The sequence below is a fragment of the Nostoc sp. FACHB-892 genome, from assembly GCF_014698795.1.
Taxonomy (GTDB): domain Bacteria; phylum Cyanobacteriota; class Cyanobacteriia; order Cyanobacteriales; family Nostocaceae; genus Nostoc.
On the sequence record NZ_JACJTR010000035.1, the window covers coordinates 53,682 to 75,338 of the forward strand.

General features: G+C 40.3%; 16 protein-coding genes and 1 pseudogene. 5 read left to right on the top strand and 12 right to left on the bottom strand.

Annotated features, from left to right (window positions below):
* Window positions 1–58: 58 nt before the first annotated feature.
* From H6G96_RS30195 to mobV, 9 genes are all read right to left on the bottom strand, one after another.
* Window positions 59–823 (bottom strand): hypothetical protein, encoded by a 765-nt coding sequence (locus H6G96_RS30195; protein WP_190916461.1) that lies wholly within the window; start codon window positions 821–823, stop codon window positions 59–61.
* Window positions 824–828: 5 nt separating this feature from the next.
* The gene (locus H6G96_RS30200; protein WP_190916463.1) at window positions 829–1,929 is read right to left on the bottom strand and encodes a hypothetical protein; all 1,101 of its coding nucleotides are present in this window, start codon (window positions 1,927–1,929) and stop codon (window positions 829–831) included.
* 179 nt (window positions 1,930–2,108) lie between these two features.
* Window positions 2,109–2,831 carry a hypothetical protein gene (locus tag H6G96_RS30205; RefSeq protein ID WP_190916465.1) on the bottom strand — a complete coding sequence of 241 codons (723 nt, stop codon included), beginning with the start codon at window positions 2,829–2,831 and terminating at the stop codon, window positions 2,109–2,111.
* An 18-nt stretch (window positions 2,832–2,849) separates the two neighbouring features.
* Entirely contained in the window at window positions 2,850–5,672 is a 2,823-nt protein-coding gene (locus H6G96_RS30210; protein ID WP_190916467.1) for a hypothetical protein, read from the bottom strand.
* The gene (locus H6G96_RS30215; RefSeq protein WP_179070018.1) at window positions 5,650–5,955 is read right to left on the bottom strand and encodes a hypothetical protein; all 306 of its coding nucleotides are present in this window, start codon (window positions 5,953–5,955) and stop codon (window positions 5,650–5,652) included. Before H6G96_RS30215 ends, H6G96_RS30210 begins: the two co-directional genes overlap by 23 nt.
* 233 nt (window positions 5,956–6,188) lie before the next feature.
* Window positions 6,189–6,803, bottom strand: a complete 615-nt coding sequence (locus H6G96_RS30220) for a hypothetical protein (RefSeq protein WP_242063447.1) — start codon at window positions 6,801–6,803, stop codon at window positions 6,189–6,191.
* Window positions 6,804–6,896: 93 nt separating this feature from the next.
* Complete coding sequence (locus H6G96_RS30225; protein WP_190916470.1) at window positions 6,897–7,412, bottom strand: DUF192 domain-containing protein; 516 nt, start codon at window positions 7,410–7,412, stop codon at window positions 6,897–6,899.
* 4 nt (window positions 7,413–7,416) lie between these two features.
* Complete coding sequence (locus H6G96_RS30230; protein ID WP_190916471.1) at window positions 7,417–9,165, bottom strand: ATP-binding protein; 1,749 nt, start codon at window positions 9,163–9,165, stop codon at window positions 7,417–7,419.
* A gap of 310 nt (window positions 9,166–9,475) precedes the next feature.
* Complete coding sequence (gene mobV / locus H6G96_RS30235; RefSeq protein ID WP_190916474.1) at window positions 9,476–11,194, bottom strand: MobV family relaxase; 1,719 nt, start codon at window positions 11,192–11,194, stop codon at window positions 9,476–9,478.
* A gap of 524 nt (window positions 11,195–11,718) precedes the next feature.
* Here mobV and H6G96_RS30240 point away from each other — a divergent pair.
* Both H6G96_RS30240 and H6G96_RS30245 read left to right on the top strand, forming a co-directional pair.
* The gene (locus H6G96_RS30240) at window positions 11,719–12,258 is read left to right on the top strand and encodes a hypothetical protein (protein ID WP_190916476.1); all 540 of its coding nucleotides are present in this window, start codon (window positions 11,719–11,721) and stop codon (window positions 12,256–12,258) included.
* A gap of 215 nt (window positions 12,259–12,473) precedes the next feature.
* Window positions 12,474–13,721, top strand: a complete 1,248-nt coding sequence (locus H6G96_RS30245; RefSeq protein ID WP_190916478.1) for a ParM/StbA family protein — start codon at window positions 12,474–12,476, stop codon at window positions 13,719–13,721.
* A 69-nt stretch (window positions 13,722–13,790) separates the two neighbouring features.
* On the opposite strand, the gene H6G96_RS30250 is transcribed toward H6G96_RS30245, so the two are convergent.
* On the bottom strand, window positions 13,791–14,597 hold the full coding sequence (locus H6G96_RS30250; RefSeq protein WP_190916480.1) for a P63C domain-containing protein: 807 nt from the start codon (window positions 14,595–14,597) through the stop codon (window positions 13,791–13,793).
* An 85-nt stretch (window positions 14,598–14,682) separates the two neighbouring features.
* On the opposite strand from H6G96_RS30250, the gene H6G96_RS41670 reads away from it, so the two are divergent.
* Window positions 14,683–15,096, top strand: coding sequence for a hypothetical protein (locus H6G96_RS41670; protein WP_242063448.1), 414 nt, complete (start codon window positions 14,683–14,685; stop codon window positions 15,094–15,096).
* A gap of 238 nt (window positions 15,097–15,334) precedes the next feature.
* Entirely contained in the window at window positions 15,335–15,694 is a 360-nt protein-coding gene (locus H6G96_RS30260) for a hypothetical protein (RefSeq protein WP_190916482.1), read from the top strand.
* 79 nt (window positions 15,695–15,773) lie between these two features.
* Here the strand turns inward: H6G96_RS30260 and H6G96_RS30265 are convergent, their stop codons facing one another.
* The gene (locus H6G96_RS30265) at window positions 15,774–16,304 is read right to left on the bottom strand and encodes a hypothetical protein (protein ID WP_190916484.1); all 531 of its coding nucleotides are present in this window, start codon (window positions 16,302–16,304) and stop codon (window positions 15,774–15,776) included.
* A gap of 46 nt (window positions 16,305–16,350) precedes the next feature.
* On the opposite strand from H6G96_RS30265, the gene H6G96_RS30270 reads away from it, so the two are divergent.
* On the top strand, window positions 16,351–21,162 hold the full coding sequence (locus H6G96_RS30270) for a hypothetical protein (RefSeq protein ID WP_190916486.1): 4,812 nt from the start codon (window positions 16,351–16,353) through the stop codon (window positions 21,160–21,162).
* Window positions 21,163–21,433: 271 nt separating this feature from the next.
* On the opposite strand, the pseudogene H6G96_RS40935 reads toward H6G96_RS30270, so the two are convergent.
* Window positions 21,434–21,657: pseudogene (locus H6G96_RS40935) on the bottom strand (hypothetical protein); the annotation flags it as partial.

Genomic DNA, 21,657 nt, shown 5'->3' on the forward strand with positions numbered 1-21,657 from the left:
AGGCTTTATTTTTAATTCCAAATTTTTCCTTCTGCCTCCTGCCTCCTCCGAAGGGTTATTAAGGTTTTAAATCATTGATTTGTGTAATTTCTAAACCAGCGCTACGAGCTTCATAGATTTTCCGAGAAAGTTCAGTGAGAGCAGTAATTTCTCGTGGCGTATTCACTGCTTCTACAGTTACAGTCTTATTGAAGGTAATTCCCTGTCCCGTATTATCAGAAGTTGTAAAAGTCACAATAGTTGCGACGATATCTACTTGCCAGACCCCATCTCTAATTAATCGCGGCTCTCCAATATAACGAGGAATTAAAGATGCTTGCATATTTCCTTCAAATATTTTGCTGGGGGTGAGTTGTGCCAGCTTTTGTAAAAAGGCTGCTCGAAAGTTCTGATTTTCACTAATTGCAAAAGCAGCTTCATAAGCCTTAGTTGTAACTTTCTTTTTTCCACTTGCTGCGTCAATATCTATTCCTTTGTCTTGCTTGGTAATTGGTTCTCCCAAGTCGTTGTAAATTTTAACTAATCCATCCCAGCTAAACATTCTAGTGAACGTATCGCCAACAAACTTCTTAATTACTTCTGGTGAACGTTGATTTTCGTCTACTGATTTAGCAGTAATAGTTTTGCCAGAATCTAACTGTACTAAAGCTAATTGCTTTTTACTTAATCCTCTGATTGCTCCATAATTAAGAAATTGCAATAGTAATGAAAGTATTGCACAAGAAAATCCTACTAATGAAATGATTCCAATTCTTGTTGGGACTGATTTATTAAATTGCAGTAGTTGTAATGGCTCTAATTTTCGGTTTTTCGTGTTGACCATATCTCTTATTTCCTAGACTTCGCCAAACTAACACCTCTAGTGATTATTGCAATGCCTGCTTCTGCAACAATCGCACCATAAGTCTCTGAGGCTTTATTAATTTGTTGTAGCAGCGCTAAACCACCACCTGCGGCTAATCCCGTAGCCAAGAAGGGAGCGCAAATCCCAATTGTAAACAGGAAGAACATCGGTTGATCTGCTTGAGAATCAGAGATTAGTTGTCCAGCAAAACCAACAATCATGTTAAAAGAGAGTTTACCTATACCAATACTGAAATAACCAATCAGCCAAGTGTAAATTGATTTCGCTCCGTAAGGTAATAAAGAACCTCCAACAGCAAGCGGGCCGAGAAATGCTGTAACTAACATTGTTAATTCAATTGCCCATTGATATGAACCATTCATCGACAGCATCACTAATGAAATTGTTGAAGTCACGCCGGAACCAATAAAGCCACTAATGGAAGAAAATAATATCTGAATGGGATTTTTCTTCTCTCTAATTGCCTCAATCGGAGCTTCGATGACTTTATCTATTGCACTCGAAAACCATTTGAAAGGGCCAGTATTTTGATCGAAAGCTGACGGGTATTTCTGGCTTAGGTCTTCTTTAGCCTGTTGTAAACAAGCAATTGCTTCATTCGGCTGTAATGAAGAACTGCGACATCTTTCAATTGCTAATCCGATAGCACTACGAGCAGCTGATAGCCCTGCTGCTTTTTGAAATGCAACTCTTAAATCTAGCCCATCAGCCGTTTGTACCAATACCATATTATTTACATTGTTGATGTAGTTCCTAATCCCTAACGTCGAGTTTCCTAGTACTTCGCCATGATTTGACAACAACACCACTACAATCAAAGGCCAGATAAAATCAGTGAAAGCTCGTTGTTCATCACCATTGAGCATTTGCTTTGTCCACTCAATCATGAAAAAGGTTAATGTCGCAACCGCAAATAATACTCCTACCTTACATATAGTTTCGTACAGTTGCCCATTTAAAGTCCTATCCCATAAATCATTAAATCCTGCTGATATGAATACATTTGTTTCAGATGCTTTTTTGACTAACTCACCACCAAGCACTTGCTGCGCTAACAAATACATACAATAATCCTTTTTTTTGCGTAAGAGGTTTAGGGAATTGCAAACCCCGGATTTCTCACCATCCATCGAAGGGAGGAGTAAGGAGTAAAGTCTTCACTTATTACTCATTACTTAGTATTTCCTATTACTCATCATTCAACGAAAAGGAGCTTGTGATAAATGCGGAAAACACACTTTCTTCAGGGTGAGTAAGTAGGATCTAACACAGACATAGCAGCAACTTCGAGATTGAGAGAAATTAATCCTTCTTCTCGAATGTCCTCTTTTTGACGATTTGCTGTTAATTGTTCTGCAATTTGGGTCAGCATCATATTAGACTGTGCGGTATCAGAGCGTGATTGTAATGAATCAGTGCGCTGTTGTGCCAGCATCGAAACCACCAGACCATTTTGGGCTGCTATTACTTTTAAAATATTCTGTGAGGCATTCATATCTTGCGCTTCCTGTCCCAGGTTTGAGGCATCTTGAGCCGTTTGTGTAGTTTGATCAATTTTGTTGGCAGTATCTTGCTGACCAAGTTGCCCTAATACACCAGATACTGATGCTTTAGTAATTTCTCGCTGTAAGTCTTGTGCTTGTGTCGATGCTGTTGCCCAATCAGAGTCCGATGCTAAAGATATTTTCAAACGCTGACCACTTTCAACTGGATCTGGCGCACCCATTACACCAGTAGCCCCATTAATTGCGGAATTAGCATCCTCTTGGGCTGCTGCCCATAAATTATTAATTTTATCTGAAGCTATACTGCTAATTTGGCTCATTTCGCTCTGAATCTGACTCCTAATTGAAGCCAAAAAAGTATTTAGGTCTAGTGATATTCCATAACTCGGTGCAGTAATTAATAGAGTCGTAACTCCACTAGATATAATGACGGCTAGACTAATCTTTTTAAGTCGCTTCATACTGAAATATTCCCTTTTTTAAATTGATGTGATTACCAAAGTTTTAGAACTTAAACTCTTAAGTAATTCTTGGGCTGTTGAAGATAACGGCTCTCCCCGAACCATTCTGATATAATCTTCAGAAAACATGACTTGTCCTAGTATTGGATTATCTTGATATTTTTTCAGGAATAAAGTTCGTAATTCTTGCTCATAAGGGTTATTAGCGACTGCGGCCAATAAACAATAGGCTGGATAATAACGGCAGAATGTAAGTTTGCCTGAATCATCCAATAACCACTGTGAGTAAATGCCGGATTTCGTTGGATAGAAAGCCTCTGTACTATTGGTTTGAATGATTTCGTAAGGATATTTAAATCTATCAACAAAGGGATCTACTGCCGATGATTGGATTCTCCCGATCAATCGGGTTGTAATATTGGCGAAGATTTTCGCTGCGGCTTTGCTTTGGTAAATACTTTCTGGTTCTTGAGCCGAGAGAATTACTCGTATCCCTGCTTTTGCGCCATTGGCACACAACCGCCCAATTAACTCGGCGATCGCCTCGAATTGGAATAAAATCGGCGCTTCATCCAAGAAAAAGATACTGGCTTTAGAAGACAAAGCACGTCGAAGGGCTGCGGCATAAGCTGATAAAGCTAAAATCGCTGCATCTGCCTCACTCGATAAATTCCGCAGCGCAAATACCAGCAACTTAGCATCAGTTCGGAAAGTTGAGGGACGACTAATTGATTCTCCAACTCTGGTTGAGAGCCAGTACTTTAATCTCAACCTGATTTGCTCCAAGGCTGATAAAATTTCCTGGCTATTGCTGGCTATAGAATCTATCTTGAGAAATGCTGGCGAACAATAATTCAAAAAATCTTGTAATGTGGGAGTGTCGAGCCAAGCTTTAGTGCCAACTCCTGCGGCTAATGCCAACTTATACCGGACTTTGATTTCATCATCATTAAAAAACGTTTTCAAAGCTAGGGCAATGATAGATTCAATATTAGTAATCATGGAAGGGCTAACGCCAATGACGCTAGTTCCAATCACCATTGTGATTAAGACTGATTTCAAGAATTCCTTAAAATCATTCAATCTTTCATTAATGGTTTCTTGATCCATCCCCCTCAAATTAGGTAGTTCAAACAAATTATTCGACTCTTTGGAAATATCGAAGTATGCACCATCCTTACCTAGCAAATTCGTATAGTCACTAAATGTCGATGTCCCGTCTGGTTTGGGGTAATCTAATGCTACTACTGGTATATCTTGGGCAAGTGCAGGTGTTAAAATTCCTGCCACCAGTACTGATTTCCCCGAACGAGTTGCACCAAAAACTGCTATATTTTTATGCTGTTCGTACAAATCCAGGTGTACTGGCGTACCCCCCTCTTCGGCAATCAACTCAAAGCCAGTCTGATCTCCTGTAGCTGTACGAATCAAAGGCATCAGCCCTGGTGCTTCGGAACTGAAATAAGGTAATCTGCGGTTAAAAGGTTTTGCCAGGAGTGGCTCCCAAACAAATGGACAACATTGCAACCATGTCTTCCAGGCGTATTCTTTTTCTCGATCTACTGCTGCTGGTCTTAAAAAGTAGGAAGCTAAGTATTTGCAAGCCTCATTGAGTTCTCTTGTCGATTTTCTATGGACAAGAAAAGCTACTCCGGTATAAACGACAACGCTCCCTTTATAAATGGTTCGTTGCGCCTCTACAGATTCTTCAATATTTATTCCGGCTTTGACATCGATGTTTCCTTTACTTGTTGATAAGGCAGTCGATGTAATTGACTGTTTAGTAAGGCGTTGTAAATTAGTTTTGGTAATTGCCTGATTAGCTTTAGTAATTTGACAGATAATTTCTGTATCTGAGATACTTTCTTTGGAAATTAATTCCCAAAGGTATCGTAATTGAGAGCGTTCATCTATCCAGCCCCCCGGCTTTTGGCTAAAGTTCATCACCCCAATATATTTATCTTGAATCTTTACCCATTGCCGATCTAAGAATGGAACTGATTCTTCATTTTCCAACAGATGATGTCGAATATGAAAATCGCTTGTTTGAGTTTCTACTAATCCTTGGGTTTGACTAATCACTAAGGGATTAGGAATCGCTGTTGGTGATGTCAGATTAAATTGATGCCATAAGACTTTCCAAATATCTTCAGCGCTCAGAACTCTGATCCCTAGTTTCATTTTGTTACTTAGCAACGATTCCCACTGCAAAAAACCGTCGCTAAATGAGTTCTTAAGAATATTTTCAATCCTACTATTGTTAAAAGCGTGAATTTCTCCGGTGAATTTAAACCAAACTTTTTCTAACTTTCGGATTGCCGATTCTACAATGTCTTGGCTGATCTCTGACTCAGCTAAGGCTGTATAAGTACACCATAATCTTAAAAACTTGTTCTTCCTGACTCCAGATTTGGTTAATTCTTTGATTCGTAACCTCTCGCTCCTAATTAGTAATTTCAATTGCTCAATATCACAATTGTTTTCGATCTGCTCTAATTCTGATTGCCTCGAATAATCGTCTGTAAAGGAACCCAAATGTATGGTTAATGACTCTCCTGATGGGATCTCTTTTAAACCTGCCTCTATGCTCTCAAAGATTGGGAAAATTTGCTCTGAGGCTAAGTTAGAATGAATTCCTACACAATCAAAACAGAATTTGATTTGAATCGATTCCCCATTTTTGAGAATTAATGCTCCTATCCCTTTTCTCCCTCCCAAAGCGACATCGCAAACCCCAGCTAAATGGATAATGTCTTCAAAGGGAGTAAGAGTTTTTACTACATTAACTTGCTCGGTTTCTAATCTTTGTTTCTTGATCTTATCTGTCTGCTTTGTGACCATAAGTTTTATAGTTATTCCGCTTGTATCCTCTGGTAATCCGAGGCACTGCCACAAACTTGCCAAAAAATTCTTGATTTGATGACAGTAACCACCATGTAGCCCATCCCCAAGCGATGCTTAATCCTGTGCCTAACCAACTTGTTTTCAATATATAGTTGAAAACGAATACATTTAATATTGCTATAACTGACCAAGGGAAAATCTGATCGGCGGGAAATGGGCCTAATCGGGGTCTATCTCCCAAGATTCTATTTACACTTCTAAATTTATTTTCATCTCTCATCTTCTTTAATTGGTTGTTAATATGAAGCATTTCTTGAATCAGGGCATTTTTCTCATTCAAGAAATGCTGCGACTAAAGTGGTGTTGTTTTTAACAGTTATGAAAACAGGATTCAGGAGTCAGGAGTCAGAAAACAGGTATGAATTCTGTAGGAGTGGCAGAGGAATAAACGGTATTTTTACATCCCTATAAAGAGTGGTTCTGACTCCTGAATCCTGGCTTCTGAATTCTTCTTCAAGCTCCAGTAATTAAACCAGTAACTAAGTCTCCAACAAACACTGAAAGTACGATAATTAATGGAGTCCGGGCTAATGTCTGCCAATCTTCATCGTTCCGGGCTGCTTGAACAATTCTTACCAAACTAATACCTACATAAAGTAGGAATAAACCTCTCAATACGTTGAAGAACAATTCTATAACTGCTTGTGTTTGTCCGTTACCAGCATTACCAAAAGCACCAGTCATCCAGGTTTGAGCATTGTTAAAAAACTGGGCTTCGGCTGGCGAAGAAGCAAAATCCAAGAGAAATATTAACGACAGAAATGCAAACAATATTGCATATAAATTCACCCCCCATTTCCGTTGTAGTTTTTCAAAATTTGTTAGCAATGCCTGTGTTTGTTTTGGAATTGCAACTGCTATTGCTCCTGCAATCATCAATCCTCCAAGCATTATGTTGTGGACTGACATCTCCAAAATCATTAATGCTCCCGTTACTCCCATCAGCCCAATTGTGCTACCTTCAATCACTTTCTTTTTTCTTGATGGTAGGGCTGCTGTTTGTCTTGTCCCAGAGGTTGTTGTGTTGGAATTTTCGTAGTCAGATATTTGCATAATTTGCGAGTTCATGAAATCTTATCCACATTATTCACAACTCACTTTCAAACTCCTACAGACTCTAGTACAAAAAAAACTAGTTCTTTTGGCTACAGAGAATATTTGTTACAATTTCTTAGGTATAGGCTCTATTACTAATTTCTGCCCAACTTGAATATTACTAGCACCCGCTTTTAGCTCTAAAACCTGTGTCGCAGTGACACCGTAATAAATTGGGCAAGGATTTTTCATACATGGTGGTGCATTGTGAATTATGGTTGTCACCACATTATTTTTAAGGTATATGATGTCTAACGGCACTTTTACTTGGTACATCCAAAACGGTACATGATTATACTCTCGACCCAAGTTAAACAACATTCCGCGATCGCTCTCTAGATTATTTCTCCATTTGAGTCCTTTCTCTAGTTCTTGTGTTTTATTTGCCGCTTCTAAATAAAAGGTCTGGTTATTGTGAGTAAGCTTATACTGAAGAGGCAATTTTTGGGGACGAGTTTCGATATAAGATACTACTGCTGTGAACAAGATTACTGACACCCCAGCTAGTGGCCCAGCGATGTTTAGCAGCTTCAAGCCAGCAGCATACCAATCGATTTTTGACTGAGATTTCAGCATTTGCATAAAATTAACTACCAAAAATATCGATATCGCCCAGACTATATATTGATGAATCCACCGGACTAGATGGTAGTCCTTGCAAATCTGCCTTATTACGCATACTTTCTATTCGGTCAGCTTCACGTATTGCCAGAGGATTTACGCTTTTTCTTGATTCTAATAGTGCAGTTAGGGTAATTTGTAATGGCGGCAAATCCTCTAGTGCTGGAGTTTCTTCATCAAAGGATTGACAAAATATTGAGAATGCTGCCCTTTCGACGATTGCCTGAATTTCTGCACCAACACAGCGATGTGTTACCTTCAATAATCTTTGCCATTCTTCTGGGGTAAAGGCATCTCCACCATCAGCAAAGCGCTTGTCAAATCTTGCTAGGTGAATCTTAAATATAGAATGTCTTTCGCCGTTGTTTGGTAAGTCTATTTTGAATATCTCATCAAACCGTCCACTTCTGGTTAACTCTGGTGGTAGCCATTGGATATTATTGGCTGAAGCGATTATCAGTACATCACTTCTTCTTTCCTGCATCCAGGTTAACAACATCCCCGCGAGTCTTCGTGATAAATCATCGTCACCAGCAAATCCCTTGTCAAAGTCATCCAGGTATAATATTATACGATTAATTCGGTCTATTAGTGCCAATAACTGTTTGAGCTTGTATTCCGCCATATTTCCATAGCTGCGGAAATTACCCCACTCCACGATTACTAAGGGTAATCCCAGTATTTGAGAACAAGCCTTAGCGGAGTGAGATTTACCTGTTCCGGGTGGGCCAATCAATAAAACACCTTTTGGTAGGCGCAAGTTGTAAGACTTCGCTAACGGTGTCAGGAGGCGCTTGTATCCCTTAAATGCTGACTGCATTAACTCTAGTCCCCCGACAGGAATTGTCATTGGTTGCAGAAATTCTACATTGTAAACTCGTTTGAGCAACTCAATTTTATAAGCAGAAACTTTTTTGACTAATTCACTGTTGTCAAAAATAGGGTGTTGGGGGTAGGGTGTTGGGTGTAGTGAAGACGGGGCTTGTACGAAGATGGTTGTTGGAGCTTTCTCTACACCCCACACCCCACACCCCACACCCTGCCCCAAAGGGGCTTTGTCAATTGCTAGGGCAGTTTTTACCCCTGTTTCAATATCTGCCAAATACATCCCTACACAAGTATTCGCTATTTGATTGATTTGGACTAGTGTAATTGAGTCGGGTAATATTTGTGCCAGATAATCATTAATTTCCTCAACTGTGGGTAGCTCTTGGGTAATTGTGGGTATTAGACCAGCTATATCTGACTTGAGGCTTGCGTTTGACCCCAGCAACAAAGCTGTTTTACAGGAGTTATGGTTGTAAAGCTTAATGTTAATCAGCGCTGACTTAATCCATTCTGCTGTCAGGAAGGAATCTGCATCCGTCGCTCCTTGTCCAAGCCACGGATATATCCCTTCCAGGATCAAAATCCCTTGTAACTGGGTTGTCTTCCAAAACCGCAAAATCTCAAAGGAATCTTCGCGTACAACTTTAAAAGCGATTCTGTTGTATTCTTGAATTTCTGAGAATGCCAATCCCCAATCACTTATTGTTAATTGGTATAGTTTGTCATCCTCTAACATCCAAAGATAACAATTAATACCACTATTAATGCATTTTTGAGTTAGGTTTTTGAGTAAGCTTATCCTCTCTTGCAATGGGGATTCCACTGCTATTAAAGGATTGTTTTGTTCGTAAAGAGAAAATATTCTTTCTATCAGTTGTGAACTCATGGGTAAATTATTGAGCATCAAACTGATAATAAAGGCTGACTCACTTTTTACTCACAACCTGAAGTCCCTAATTTTCTCGTACTTCTGGCCATTGTTTTCATAAGGCGCGTTTCCTATTTCTAGTAGTCTGCCAACCCAAAAATGCGCTTGTGAGGACTAGGGAAAGGGAAAAGGGGACTGGTTTTGGGATTTAAACCCTTTCCCCCTGCCCCTTATCCCCACTTCGTGGGACCCCCCCCTTCCCCTTTAAAGAGCCAAGTTTTTTTGGCAAACTACTAGCCTTTCATTCGCACTCAAGCAGCGTGAGCCATTAAAGACTTAGATCCGCCTCTGACTCACGCTGCGGTTGTTGGTGCGGCGACTTTTCAAGCAACAGATCCTGGTTCCAAGAGAGTGCTTTGGGTCTTGAGCGTCTAGCATGGGGCAGTAATTTCTTAACAGCTAGTGCGGTGGCTTCCCCGAATTCATCAGAGTTGAACGCCATTTTAATTTGAGAAATATCCTCTAATCGCTCTACTGGTGTACTTTTGGGATCAGCAAGTGCCATGTACAGTGTTCGCTGTTTTGGTATTGACCCAGTTTTGGAATATTCCAACATTGCGTATGAGAAAGCATCAATCGTTGAGGAACAAAGTACCACTTTTTCTACTTTGGTCGTTCCTCGCTCCCCCAACTGGAAATGGAACCAACTGTTTGTGCGATCGCTTCCAATGGCCAAACCCTTAAATTCACTCCCTTCAAGGTAAGCCCCTTTAACTTGATGGTTTAAATCTCGCATTAGAAACACTGCATTTTGCTCCTTGTCAGCGTAAATCAACCCCGATTGGTGAAATCCGTGTACAAAGTTTGATGGCAATCCCCAGAAGTGAGTCAAGTAATCATGTATTGCAAGCCACTTGCTTTTATCCTCAACTGGTGGGACAAACTTGGGGGCTGGCTCGGTTTGAAGAATATCTGCTGTTTGTTTTTTGACTGCGGCGATCGCTGCTCGTTCTGCCCCCGATTCCCCAAATCTGTCATTGAGCCACGCCAAACCCTGTCGCAAATTGTAATTGTTGACTTGAATCACCAAATCTATCGCCCCGCCCCCCTTTTCTACTCCTGGGGAGGCAGACTGAAATTTATCCCCATTTATATCAATGATGTGGCCATGACCCACCCAAGAGTTAGATTGACAGGGTTCAAAGTCTAAACCTAACTCCCAAGCCACATCTTCCAAGGCTAATTCACGCAATTGTTGAGTCTGTTTAGCTAATTCCTTTTTCTCTTTCTCTAATTGAGCAATGCGTTGTTGAAGCAGTTCATTAGCTTGAGCCAGTTCTCTAGCTGTTGCTTCCATTTGTTGAAGTTGACGGGCTACCCTGTCTCGATCTGCGGCTTTGGCTTTGATTTGCTCCAAATTTAACTCTGATACTTCCAGGTTCCGTCCCGTTTCTACTATCCGGTAAAAATCCTTTATATCCTCGTGTTTGGCTCTGGAACCCTTCAACCCCCTCTCCAAGCCAATCAGCCGCATCGTTTCATAGTAGGAGTCCTGAAATGCCTGGATTTTTTGCCGCCCATTGAAAAAGTGATTACACCGTAGCTGACCCCGGTCATCCACTGGCACAAAGTAAGCATGAATATGTGGCGTGGCTTCATCTAAATGTAATTCTGCCCTGACTATCCGCGAACCGTATTCCTCAGACAACCATTGGTGCGTCGCTTCTAGCCAAACATCTAATTTATTTTGCTCATAATACCCTGCCTGGGTTGGACATGAGGCACGGAAGTAACTTGGCGATGCACTCAGTAACATCTCGACGCAGTAAACACCGTCAGTCCTTATCTTCCTGTGTTGCGGAGCCTCATTTATCTTTGCCATCACCAAATCTTCTAACCTTGATTCGGGATCGCTGCTGCCTATAAACCTAATATTCTCTACCGACAAATCAGCGTTCGGTGTTTCCCTTTCACGAGATGTGTGAGACGCGCTACTCCCTATATCCTTCTGCTTTATTTTTTTTAAACGAGCGATCGCATACGCCATTCCCGCCCACCTTTTTTTCTCTTGTCAACAATATTTCACCTGATAACTAAAATTATTTTTTCGGCTCACTGAGTATTTTTACTCAGGCTTAAAAATGGCATTTTGACCAAATCAAGAATAGCAAAAATAAGCGTACTAGGTACGTTTATTTTAAATGCGGCTACAGGCTAATTTTGACCAAACTTTACACCCGTCAAACACCTGTTAAACACCTGTCAAATGACAGTCGTAGAGAAAATCAAAAATCAACTACCTCGTTCCTCTATAGCAGTCATTCAACAGGTGCTTGACAGGTGTAGAGTAGCCCTAGACCTGTCAAACAACAGTCGCAATAAAATGTATAGTACTATACATTTTATTGTTTTAAAATAAGAGGAGTGCTAATCATTATTGGCGATTATAATACAATCTATTAGTGCCAAGAAATTGAACAGATTTAAAAGTCACTAAGGGATATTTAATTCTTGCGAAAAGGGTCAGCAGAAATTTATGTGACCTATGCTAGAAAATTTTCACTTTTAAACATGGATGAAATAAAGCAAGTAATAGTTTCGATTAAGCGTGGGACTGATACTGGAGATGGCAAAGTATTTAGTTATTTACAATCGAATCCTTTTCAGTTAGGAAGCTTATCAGAAATAGTGATATCGACTATCAAAGCCTACTGGCTACCTTTTGTGATGCATTCTGTAGGAGTGCGTGACGAGGAATTAAGACGAATAGCAATCTGGTCAATTAAACAATTAGAAGGTCAGGCATCTCTTATCCGCGAGGTTTTTGGGATTTCACCTCAAATGAGTACTGTTGTTCAACTGATGAATACCACTGCTGACTACCCAGGTGCTATCCCAGATCAGGGCGGCTCATTCGATAAGACAGAACAAGTTAATTCTCAAGAGCCTGACTCAACGACTGCACTATCTATATCTTCTATATCTAATGATGTTGAAGTTAGAGAAGAAATTTTGCTCCCAGATGAAGAAGATTATGACTACGAGAACGATTTAATAGCCGTAGAAATAACAGAGGAGATGAAAAGGGCTAGTAAATTATTTGGGGTTTAGTCGAATAGTACATTTGATTTCGATAAATCTATAAGGATGAGAGGGGTAGGGAGCAGGTATTGGGGTGCAGTAAAACAATATCGGTTCTCTACACCCAATACCCTACCCCCTATACCCAGCCTTGATAAGGGTTGTAGTATTTCCCGTGAAAAGTCAGACATTCTTCATCCTTAATACCATGCAACCCCTACACATTCAGCCCTTTGAGGTAATTCATGAATAAACCGAATCCAAATCCTGAACCTGCTGTTAATACTCCTAAAATCGTTATCTCTGCTGACATTGGTGGCAGTGAGACAAAAGCGATCGCTCAGATTTATCCTTCAGGTGTGCCAATAGTATTAGCGATGCCACCAGAAATCGCTGATGTCTCTAAAACTTCTGTGGCGCGTTTCGTCCCAAACTCATATAACACCAGTATTTGGGTCGGAATGGGCGATGAGTATTATGTTTTGGGTGCATTGGCAAAAAGTGTTTTTGCTGGGACTTCTGCACTGCGAGATTTAAAATCTCATTATGCTTTACCAAAACTGGCTGCTTTGTTGTGGTTAGCTTGCCGTCAGTTTCAGTTCGATACCAATAATATTGATGCCTTTATCCAAGTATTGATGCCACCAGGAGAAATTAGTAATGCTCATAATCTCGGTAAAAAGTTAGGGCAATCACTCAACCGGGGAATTGTAACTCCCACCAACAAATTAAAAGGTAAGCTGCGTAATTTTCATGTTGCCCCGGAAGGTAGTGGGATTATGATATACCGCAGTCGCACTCTGGCTGCATCATATACCCAAAAAAATATCGGTTTGCTGATGCTTGGCTACCGGAACGCGAGTTTCGTTCTCAGCCAAAAAGGTAATCCGGCTTTAGCTGAAACTACTGATTTAGGTATGAATTGGTTAGTACAGCAATTTGTTCAACGCACTGCTGTTGGCTTGTCCAAAGAAGATGAACATTTAGTGACTGCAATCATTGCTGCTGGGAAGGGTAACTTTGAGCCTTTGCGTTCTTTGTCCCGCCAAGCCACACCCGAAGGTGTATCTGCTGACTTAAAATTATTTCAAAACATTCTCCCTGAAGTTCGCTCTGATTACTGTCGCGCTCTAGTACGTTGGATACGAAACATCCCTTCACTTGATGAAATTCTCATTTGTGGTGGGACTGCTGATTTTGTCAAGAAGGAGTTAACTGACCATTTTCAAAATGAAGGTATACCTATTGTTTGGAATGGCGGCGTACAATTTCCCGCTCCTCTTGATACTAAGGGTCTTGGTGAGCGAGTCGCTGATGTCTGGACGGCACACATTACTTATATATTGATGTTAGACAAGAACTTTGCTTACGACCGCAAACAAGATTTAGTCCCTGACCCCAATAAACCACGACTTTCTACCCCTATTTCTGGCCTTGCCCAATTGCGTGAATACGCTAAAAAACGTGAGGCTGAACAACCTTTGAACAGTTGAAAAATTATGAAGTGCGATCGCACCGATGAGAGTTGGCTTACTCCTGAGCGATCGCATGATTCAAGCTAACTATTTAACATCCCAGCCATCAAACAGATTCGGTTGCTCTACCCCATACTGTCGCTGCACCAGCCGCCTCAGTTCTGCTACCGAATTGGCTGACTTCATTAAAATCAGCACTGATGTGACGTGTGGGGATAATCTCTGTTTTGTTTCATGAGAGAGCATTTGATGAATTTTGTACTTCCTTCGTCCATTTTCAAGAACAGGATTAACAATGTCGAGCTTGGCTTTTTCTTCTGCTGTCATCCAGCTATAGATAAACTCCCAGTAGTACAAGCCATTCTTGATGTGCTTTTTATGCAGCTTACTAATCCGAGCCAAATTTTCTTCAAACTCAGTTTCAAACATTTTAGTCCACGGGCAAGGTGTAGACAGAATGCGGCAATCATCTATCCGGCGTTGCTCAACTGTGTGTTGCTTACCCCAGACTTGATTAAATCTACTCGTGAGTGAGTCTTCAGCAAGTGCATCTATCAACCTTTGAGCTTGTAGGTTTCCTTTCGTGTCAAAATACCGCCAAATGATTCTGACATCATTTATTGATATTGTTTCAGCACGAGTTCCTACACCATTAACAGTATATTCCGCTGAGAGTGTAACATGATTTAAGCCTTGCTGTGTAAGCTTTTCATTCAGTTTAGGTGACTTCAAAGGTAACATGATTAACCAGTTACGATTTATACCTATAATTGAAAGAATTTGATTTTGAGACATCCGGTACTCTTTCGTCTCAACAATTCTAATCGCGTCAAATCGATAGTTGCCGATGTACAACTCAACTGCTTGGGCTGCGGCAAAATTTTTCTTAGCCATGATTTAGCTGTGCGAGATTTTCATCAACTCTTCGCGCAGCGCTGAACTCAACTATTAAATCGCTCCATCACGACTCTAACAATATATGAATAACGACCAAGAACTTTACACCCAACAGCTAGCCCAATTTGCTGCGTCTCAAAGTTTTGATGAGCGTTCAGTGGAATTTTTCGATGATGTTTGGCAAGAAGCCGGAGTTAAAGACATCACCAAAATGACTACTGCTGATGCTGAGTCTGTATTGCAAGTCTTGGGCGAGAGTGAAGCATCACCAGAATTTACTAAAGCTTTACTAGCCCAAGCCATAACAGCAGGGATGCCTAAACACGTTGCAGGATATATCTTGGAGAGCGATACTGACGGGGACGGTCGTACACTTGCACAAGAAATCTTCAATGACGGCACAAGTCCCTTCCAATCAAATCAATCATCAGTAGTTGGCTCGAAACAAAACCAGTTTCAATCCTCTACTGAAGAAGACATGGAAATCCAAATTTAGCCAAAAGTACGATTTTTTTGTAGACTCCTGGTTATTGATTTTTTAAGAGTAGAAGACCTAAACTTTGGCTTATTCGTTAGCGTTTCACATGCTCTAAAGGTGTAGCTCTTATGAAGAAGGGTCAGGGGGAAAAGGGAAAGGGTCAGGGGGAAGAGGATGGAATTTTCCCTTTCCCTTTAACCTTTCCCCCTCTTCTAAATATTTGTTCTACACCTTTTTCCAACTTTGAACTAAAGCTATGACACTACAATTACCAACTCAGAACAACGGTACACATCCTCAAAAAGCAACAGACTCATTTACTATCCCTCAACAGAAGGAACGACTAGAAAATTTGTTGTATCAGAAGGTTCAACAAGGGGAAGACATATCCCCTTGTATTGAAGCTCTCTATTATTTAGCTTCAAAGCAAACAACACAAGACCAACTGCAAGTAATGTGGGCTGAAGTAATCAAAGAACGCTCGGCATTCAATTCATTGCAAAGAGTAATCATTACAGCCTTTGCCATCTTAGGAATGATTGCCTTTTTTAACGGGGCGTTTCGCTCTGTCAAACCATCGGCAGCGGCTAACCCACCTGCTGTTCAAGCTCATTAAAAGGATTTCACTAAAAAGCTGAAAGCCTTAGTTGAGAATGCTTTCAGCTTATGTTATCATTCGCTTTGCTTCGGCTCACTTAATATGCCGTGTCTCTGTCGAAAGGCAAGCTATCTTCCGGCTCAAAGTTTTGCAAGTCTTGCTCCATCTGCTGCCGACGTTGAACGTAAGTTCTGCTGTCTTCAATCCTTTCTTTCATCCGTTCTTCACCAAAGTTAATACCTTGTTCTGCGTGTTTAGCAGACACTTTGTTGAAATTATCAACTTCTATTTTCTTACGCCACTCAAGCTGTTCCAGCGCACCTTCACTGATCCCAATTTTTCGAGCGTATTCTAAATATTCAGGTTTGAGAGAACCATCAGGGTTAAATTCCCTTTTCTCTTGTTCAGTGAAGAAATCATAAGCTGTATACACTGGCCACGGCTCTGGGTCAGTCTCGTCCAGGTGTTTCCACTCGTCATATCCTACTTTTACTCTACGAGCATAACTATCTATTGCTCCCGGATCTTCACCTTTAGATAACATTTCTTGTCGGGCTTCGTCTTTTAAATTTCCTTCTGCATTGAATTCTTTTTTATGCATATTTATCCAACGCTTAATTCTTGACATATAAACCTCCCAAAATATTAACTAAGTTTCATTAACTTCTTAAATAATGACACTGGAACTAAAACATTTTGATCCCAGGCTTAATCAATGGATTTATGCAGATGACCGTAAAACAATTTTAACCGAAAAGCTCAATAATACTCTACTTGAATCTTATTTTACTGATAAAGAATTCTCATTTGGGCACTCAGATGAATACAGTACAGACGAGGATTTGAGGAATCATCCAGATGGACATATCTTATTATTATCTTCTAAAACTCGCTTACTTTATGGAGAAAAAGAATGCTTAGATACGATTCAAAAAATTTGTCCAGATAGTAAAGACCGTGGAGCTTATGGTTCGATATTCCTTGGAGCTTGTAAAAATGCGATTCACGAAAAGCTAAACATTTTGGTAGTAGATGATTCTACTGATAATAGGGGTGAAAACGGAGGAATATTATCAAATGATTTAGCATATAAACTAGTTGGCGATTGTTATGGACAGATTTCAACCCAACTTTATGACTTGCTCACTTTAAGAGAATCACAGCCAGATAAAAGCTACCGTGTTATCCAGCATCGATTTGGTTGGGTAGAAGGAGACGGAGCAGATACTACTAAATATCGCTTTGGTAAAGGAACACTCCGACCATACAAACTAGATGAGATAAAGTACGCAGACTCAAATAATGAACCCAAAATCGATATAATTCTCCCTGTAAGTAGTTTCAAAGGAACAGATAAGGATAGACCAGCAGGGGCGACTAAACCTCAAATTAAGCCAGGATTATATCAGCAAAATATTTGGTTGGCTGAAAAAGGACAATCTCAGCAAGGCCAGATGTCTATCTCCCAACTCTTGGCATCTTTTCCCCAAGGAATTAAAGATTTTGCCGAAGAATTAGAGCTACAAGCTGAGAAACTAGCCTCTATTCAAGATGACCCAAGAAGAGTTGCTGCTGACTATTGTGAAAAATACGAAAAACGCAAAGAATCATTGAACCAAGGTAAATTAAAAATAGGAGAAGTCACTAGCCTTGAACCAAATGTTAAAAATTCAGGAACAAATGACGATTTAGATACAGATGAGGAATTAGATGACGAGAGTACTAAAGATGACTTGTTCATGTACAAGCTCATCAAAGCTGACTTACTTGGTCATCAGCAGTTATTAGAAACGGAAAAAGTTAAACAGGAATTAAGTCGGTTTTTACAGAGCCAATGGCGAGATATCGCTTTGGGGAAAACGCTTACTTTTGACCGAGGGATGATTATTCCATCCAAGGAACTCAAAAATGGTGAAATTTGTGTCCCTTGGCTTGATGAGCAAGAAAAAGTTCTTAACTTCCGTTCTCCTTTTCTTAATTCTAATGGTTTGTGTGTTTCTAATAATAAATATGTTGAGGATCGACTTGGGCCAGATGGTAAAGACCTCAAAGGCATAATTGTAGTTAGTGACGAAGATCACAAGCGCATACAACAAAGAATTGCACAGTTAGCCCAAGGTATTGATGTTGGCGAAGTTGACCCAGCCGAAACCGAATCAGAACGCCAAGCACGAGATTTTGATGGTGACTGCATTGGTGTAGCACTAGCTAGTAAATACCCTAACTTAACAGCCGAAGCCGAGTACAGAAACCAACCCCAGAATGCTTATGCTCCGACAGTTAAGCTCAAAAAGCAATCATTTTACGATCCCACCGATGGAAGCCAGCGCCCATTTGAAGAAATCGCTATCCACATGAGCGATAGCATTAGTGTGGGAGTAATCAACAATCAAGTTACTGCACTGGAGGCATTAGAATCGGAAATTGAAGTACTTAAAACTTACGGTACTTTTGAGCAGAAATCAAATTATCTAGACCAAGTTTCTAACCATTACGAGACCCTCTTTAAGCAAGAACAGCGCAAAGAGCCAAAGTTAATTAGAGAGGAATACAAGCCTTATATGCAAGGGTTTGTTGAACTTGCCCAAGCTCAAAGAACCCCAGAAAATATGCATCAGGCGATGGATGTTAACCGCTTGATGTATCGGAGTATGATTGAGGAGGGATGTTATCAAAACCAAATAGCGGTTGATTTATTCAAAAGTGCTAAAAAACCTGAGATGGATAAAATCAGGGAAAATAGCCGCTACTTGTATCGTGATGTTAACTATATTAAAGATAAAAAGTCGCGTTCAGTTTATTTAAACACGGGGATAACACCAAAGGGCTACTCACCAGTAGAATTATTGATTAGCCAAACCAATAAATATTTCCAAGAATCACAGTTAGAATCGCGCCCCATCGTCCAGTTTAAAGACTTATTCAAAGGAGTGGAATTTACACCACAGCAAAAATTTGCAGCGATCGCCGCCAAGCACGAGTTTGATCTGAAGTTCAACGCTGCGGTTCGTGCCTCAAGGCGGCGAGAAACAGAGTCTGGCCCTAGCGCAATTGTTCAAACGGATTCAGGAACGCAACTCGAAATTACCAACCTCACCCGCTACGGACATCCCCTAATCTGGAAAGCCCAAACGTTGAACATTCGCCTAGATGAAATAAGAGAGAAAGTCAAAAGTTTTGAACGCCCTCACCGATTATTAGCAGTTGCACAGGTAGATGGTGAGAAAGGTTCGGATGGGAAACCCGCTTACCGCAACCTGGGGACAGTTAGCCAACAATCTATGACTGACTACAACCTCAAGGCGGGGATGACTATACAAGGAGCTAAACTCTTAGAACTAAAACCAGAACTTACTAGAAGCCAAACTAAACTACTCTTTGCCTTGGCAAATGACGCAGCAGAAGCATTTTACACGAAGATCCCAGAGTCAGAAAAACTTGCATCTGCCGCCGCCGCTTGGAACATCTGTGCATCCCGCCAAGATGAACTTGAAGTTGCAAGGAAAGAAAACGCAAACCCCCAGGCGATGTCTAGCGACAAGCCGCTCCGCGTCTACGCTAAAAAAGTTTCCAATTTCGCCTTCGCTGCTTTCCCAACTGAGATTATATCCCGCTTAGATAAGTTGCAATTTACTGAACCGAAGTTAGTCACACTTTTGAATGAAGCAAATCAATTTTTGGGTCGAGACTGGAATCCAACCGAAAAACACCCGATAGAAATTAGGGCTAGCCACCACCCAGTCGGACATGAACGCCACGTTTCCAGGCTAATGTTTGTACAGGATACTGACGGCGAATATAAGGAATTCGCCATGCTCGAAACCAGAACCGCACAACTTCCCATTGGAACGAAAGCGCTCTCTCGTATGGTTGGGGTAGAACCTGCTACTGCCAAAGCAACTATTGGGCTGCCAGGAAACGAGCCGATTGAAATTACTATCCGTGAACTTAAAAACTTCTCTTACGCAGGACTTGTTTTTAACGACCAAGCAGTAAATTTAGAATTTGGTACTGTACCGATTCCTGACAAAACAGTAAAAATTAAATTAGATGCTTTGACTCTGGGCGAGTTAGACAACGATTCTCTTCAACAGTTAAAACAAGTTGATTACCTAAAAAATGGTAATCCCCTCAAATTAAAACTTACCTCTATCTCCGAAGCTGGAGATCAAGCTTTTGTGCTGGGTGAATCTCCCAATGGTAATCTCCTGAAAATTAATAAAATTAACTTTTATGATTTTTCTGGTCAGACATTCAATGATCAAGATTACCGAAAACTGACTATCGAAACGCCACCTTTAAAAACTAGAGATGCAGTATTTCTCAATGGTGAACCCTTGGGGGTATTACACTTTAAAAAAGACAAAGACGCGCTCAGACAACTTGGGCTACTCAAAACCGGACAACTTACACTCGCGCCTGCAATCATTGAAAGTAACTTTTCTGTTATTTGCGCTCAAATTGACCCTAATACCGTTGAATATCCCCAGAAGTGGACGAAGGAATTTCAGGCTTTTGGGATTCAATCGGTTAACCCTCAACAACAAGAGATGATTGAGAGTAGTGCGAAAATTCTACATCAGATTAAAGAGCGCCCTACTTTCTTATTTTCGACAGAATCAAACAAAAAACTTGGAGTCATGGGTCTGGCTGTTGACAACCAGAAAGCTGAGACTGTGACTAAATGGTTAACTGCTCAAAAAGTTGAATGGGAGCAAGTACCAATAGAAGATGTTATCAGGGAAACTAAAAAAGGTCTAGCGGTATTTAACTTGGTCAGTAGTTCAATTCCCCCCAAAAGTTTGTCGAGCATGACGAAGAAATTCGGGGCTGTGATTGAAATGGATAGTGACTATCAGCAAAAAGTTAGCTCCCTTGCCACACGACCACAATTTTTGAAACCACCAGAACAAACAGCACAATCCCCACCTAACCAATCTATAACTCCATTACTCCCCACTACTCCTTCTACACCAGACATTAGTAATAGTGTGAAAACCGAACCTCTAAGTGTAGAGAAGCTCCCGACAGTCACTATTGATGACTTGAGAAATTGGTACAATGCCGCAGATAAGTTAGGGAAGTCGGAGAATTACAAAAAACGCATTGTAGAAGTGGCAAATGGGTTTAAAGCTGGTGAGCAATTATCAGCCCAAGCGTTGATAGTAATGAATCAAGATACATTTGAGCTTGAAGCCATCAGTCGGTTGACTAAAATTGCTCAAAGGATTGGTATGGTCTGGGGTAAGTCTGATGAAAATATTACTCAATTTCTTGGAAAAATTTATGATATAACCTTTAATACCCAACAAAGAGATTTAACTATTTTGCAGAAAAATGGAGAGATAATTTTAAACTTGCAATCTGGTCAGGTGCAGACTAATAAACTAACTCCACAGATATTACAAACTTTTGAGGATGCTAATACTCAAATTGATAGAATACTAACTAAATCTCAAACACAACAAATAGACATACAAAGATAAATTGTATGAATTCAGGAGCCAGAATATATAAGATAAGGAGTTTATTAAAACTAAGATACTTATTTATCAAAGCTTTATTTAATCCTTTAAAAATTCAGAATAGCTGAATTCTTACTCCTGAATTCTTACGAATTATTTAGCCATTGTTCAAGTTGATTTTTTAGCTCAGAATCGTTCTGAATCCTGACTTTTGCCGTTAAGTATTGATTTGATTTTTGAAAAACTAAGTTGGCTAGAAGGTTGCTCTATAAAGGGTTACTTCTGAGTGTACTTAAGAAAATTCAACTTTCATTGCTACATATGCATTTGCAAAGCGTTTGTATAGAAGAATTGCTCCTAAATTTGCTCCCAGACAGATGCTTCCTAGTCCCAATAAAATGTATGTGGGAGCCATGACAACTCCAATCATGAACCAAGCAAATACGTGCAGTATGATTAATAAAGCAAAGGTACTGGCAATTGCAGCACTTCGCCAAATCTCAATAGCTGGACGAC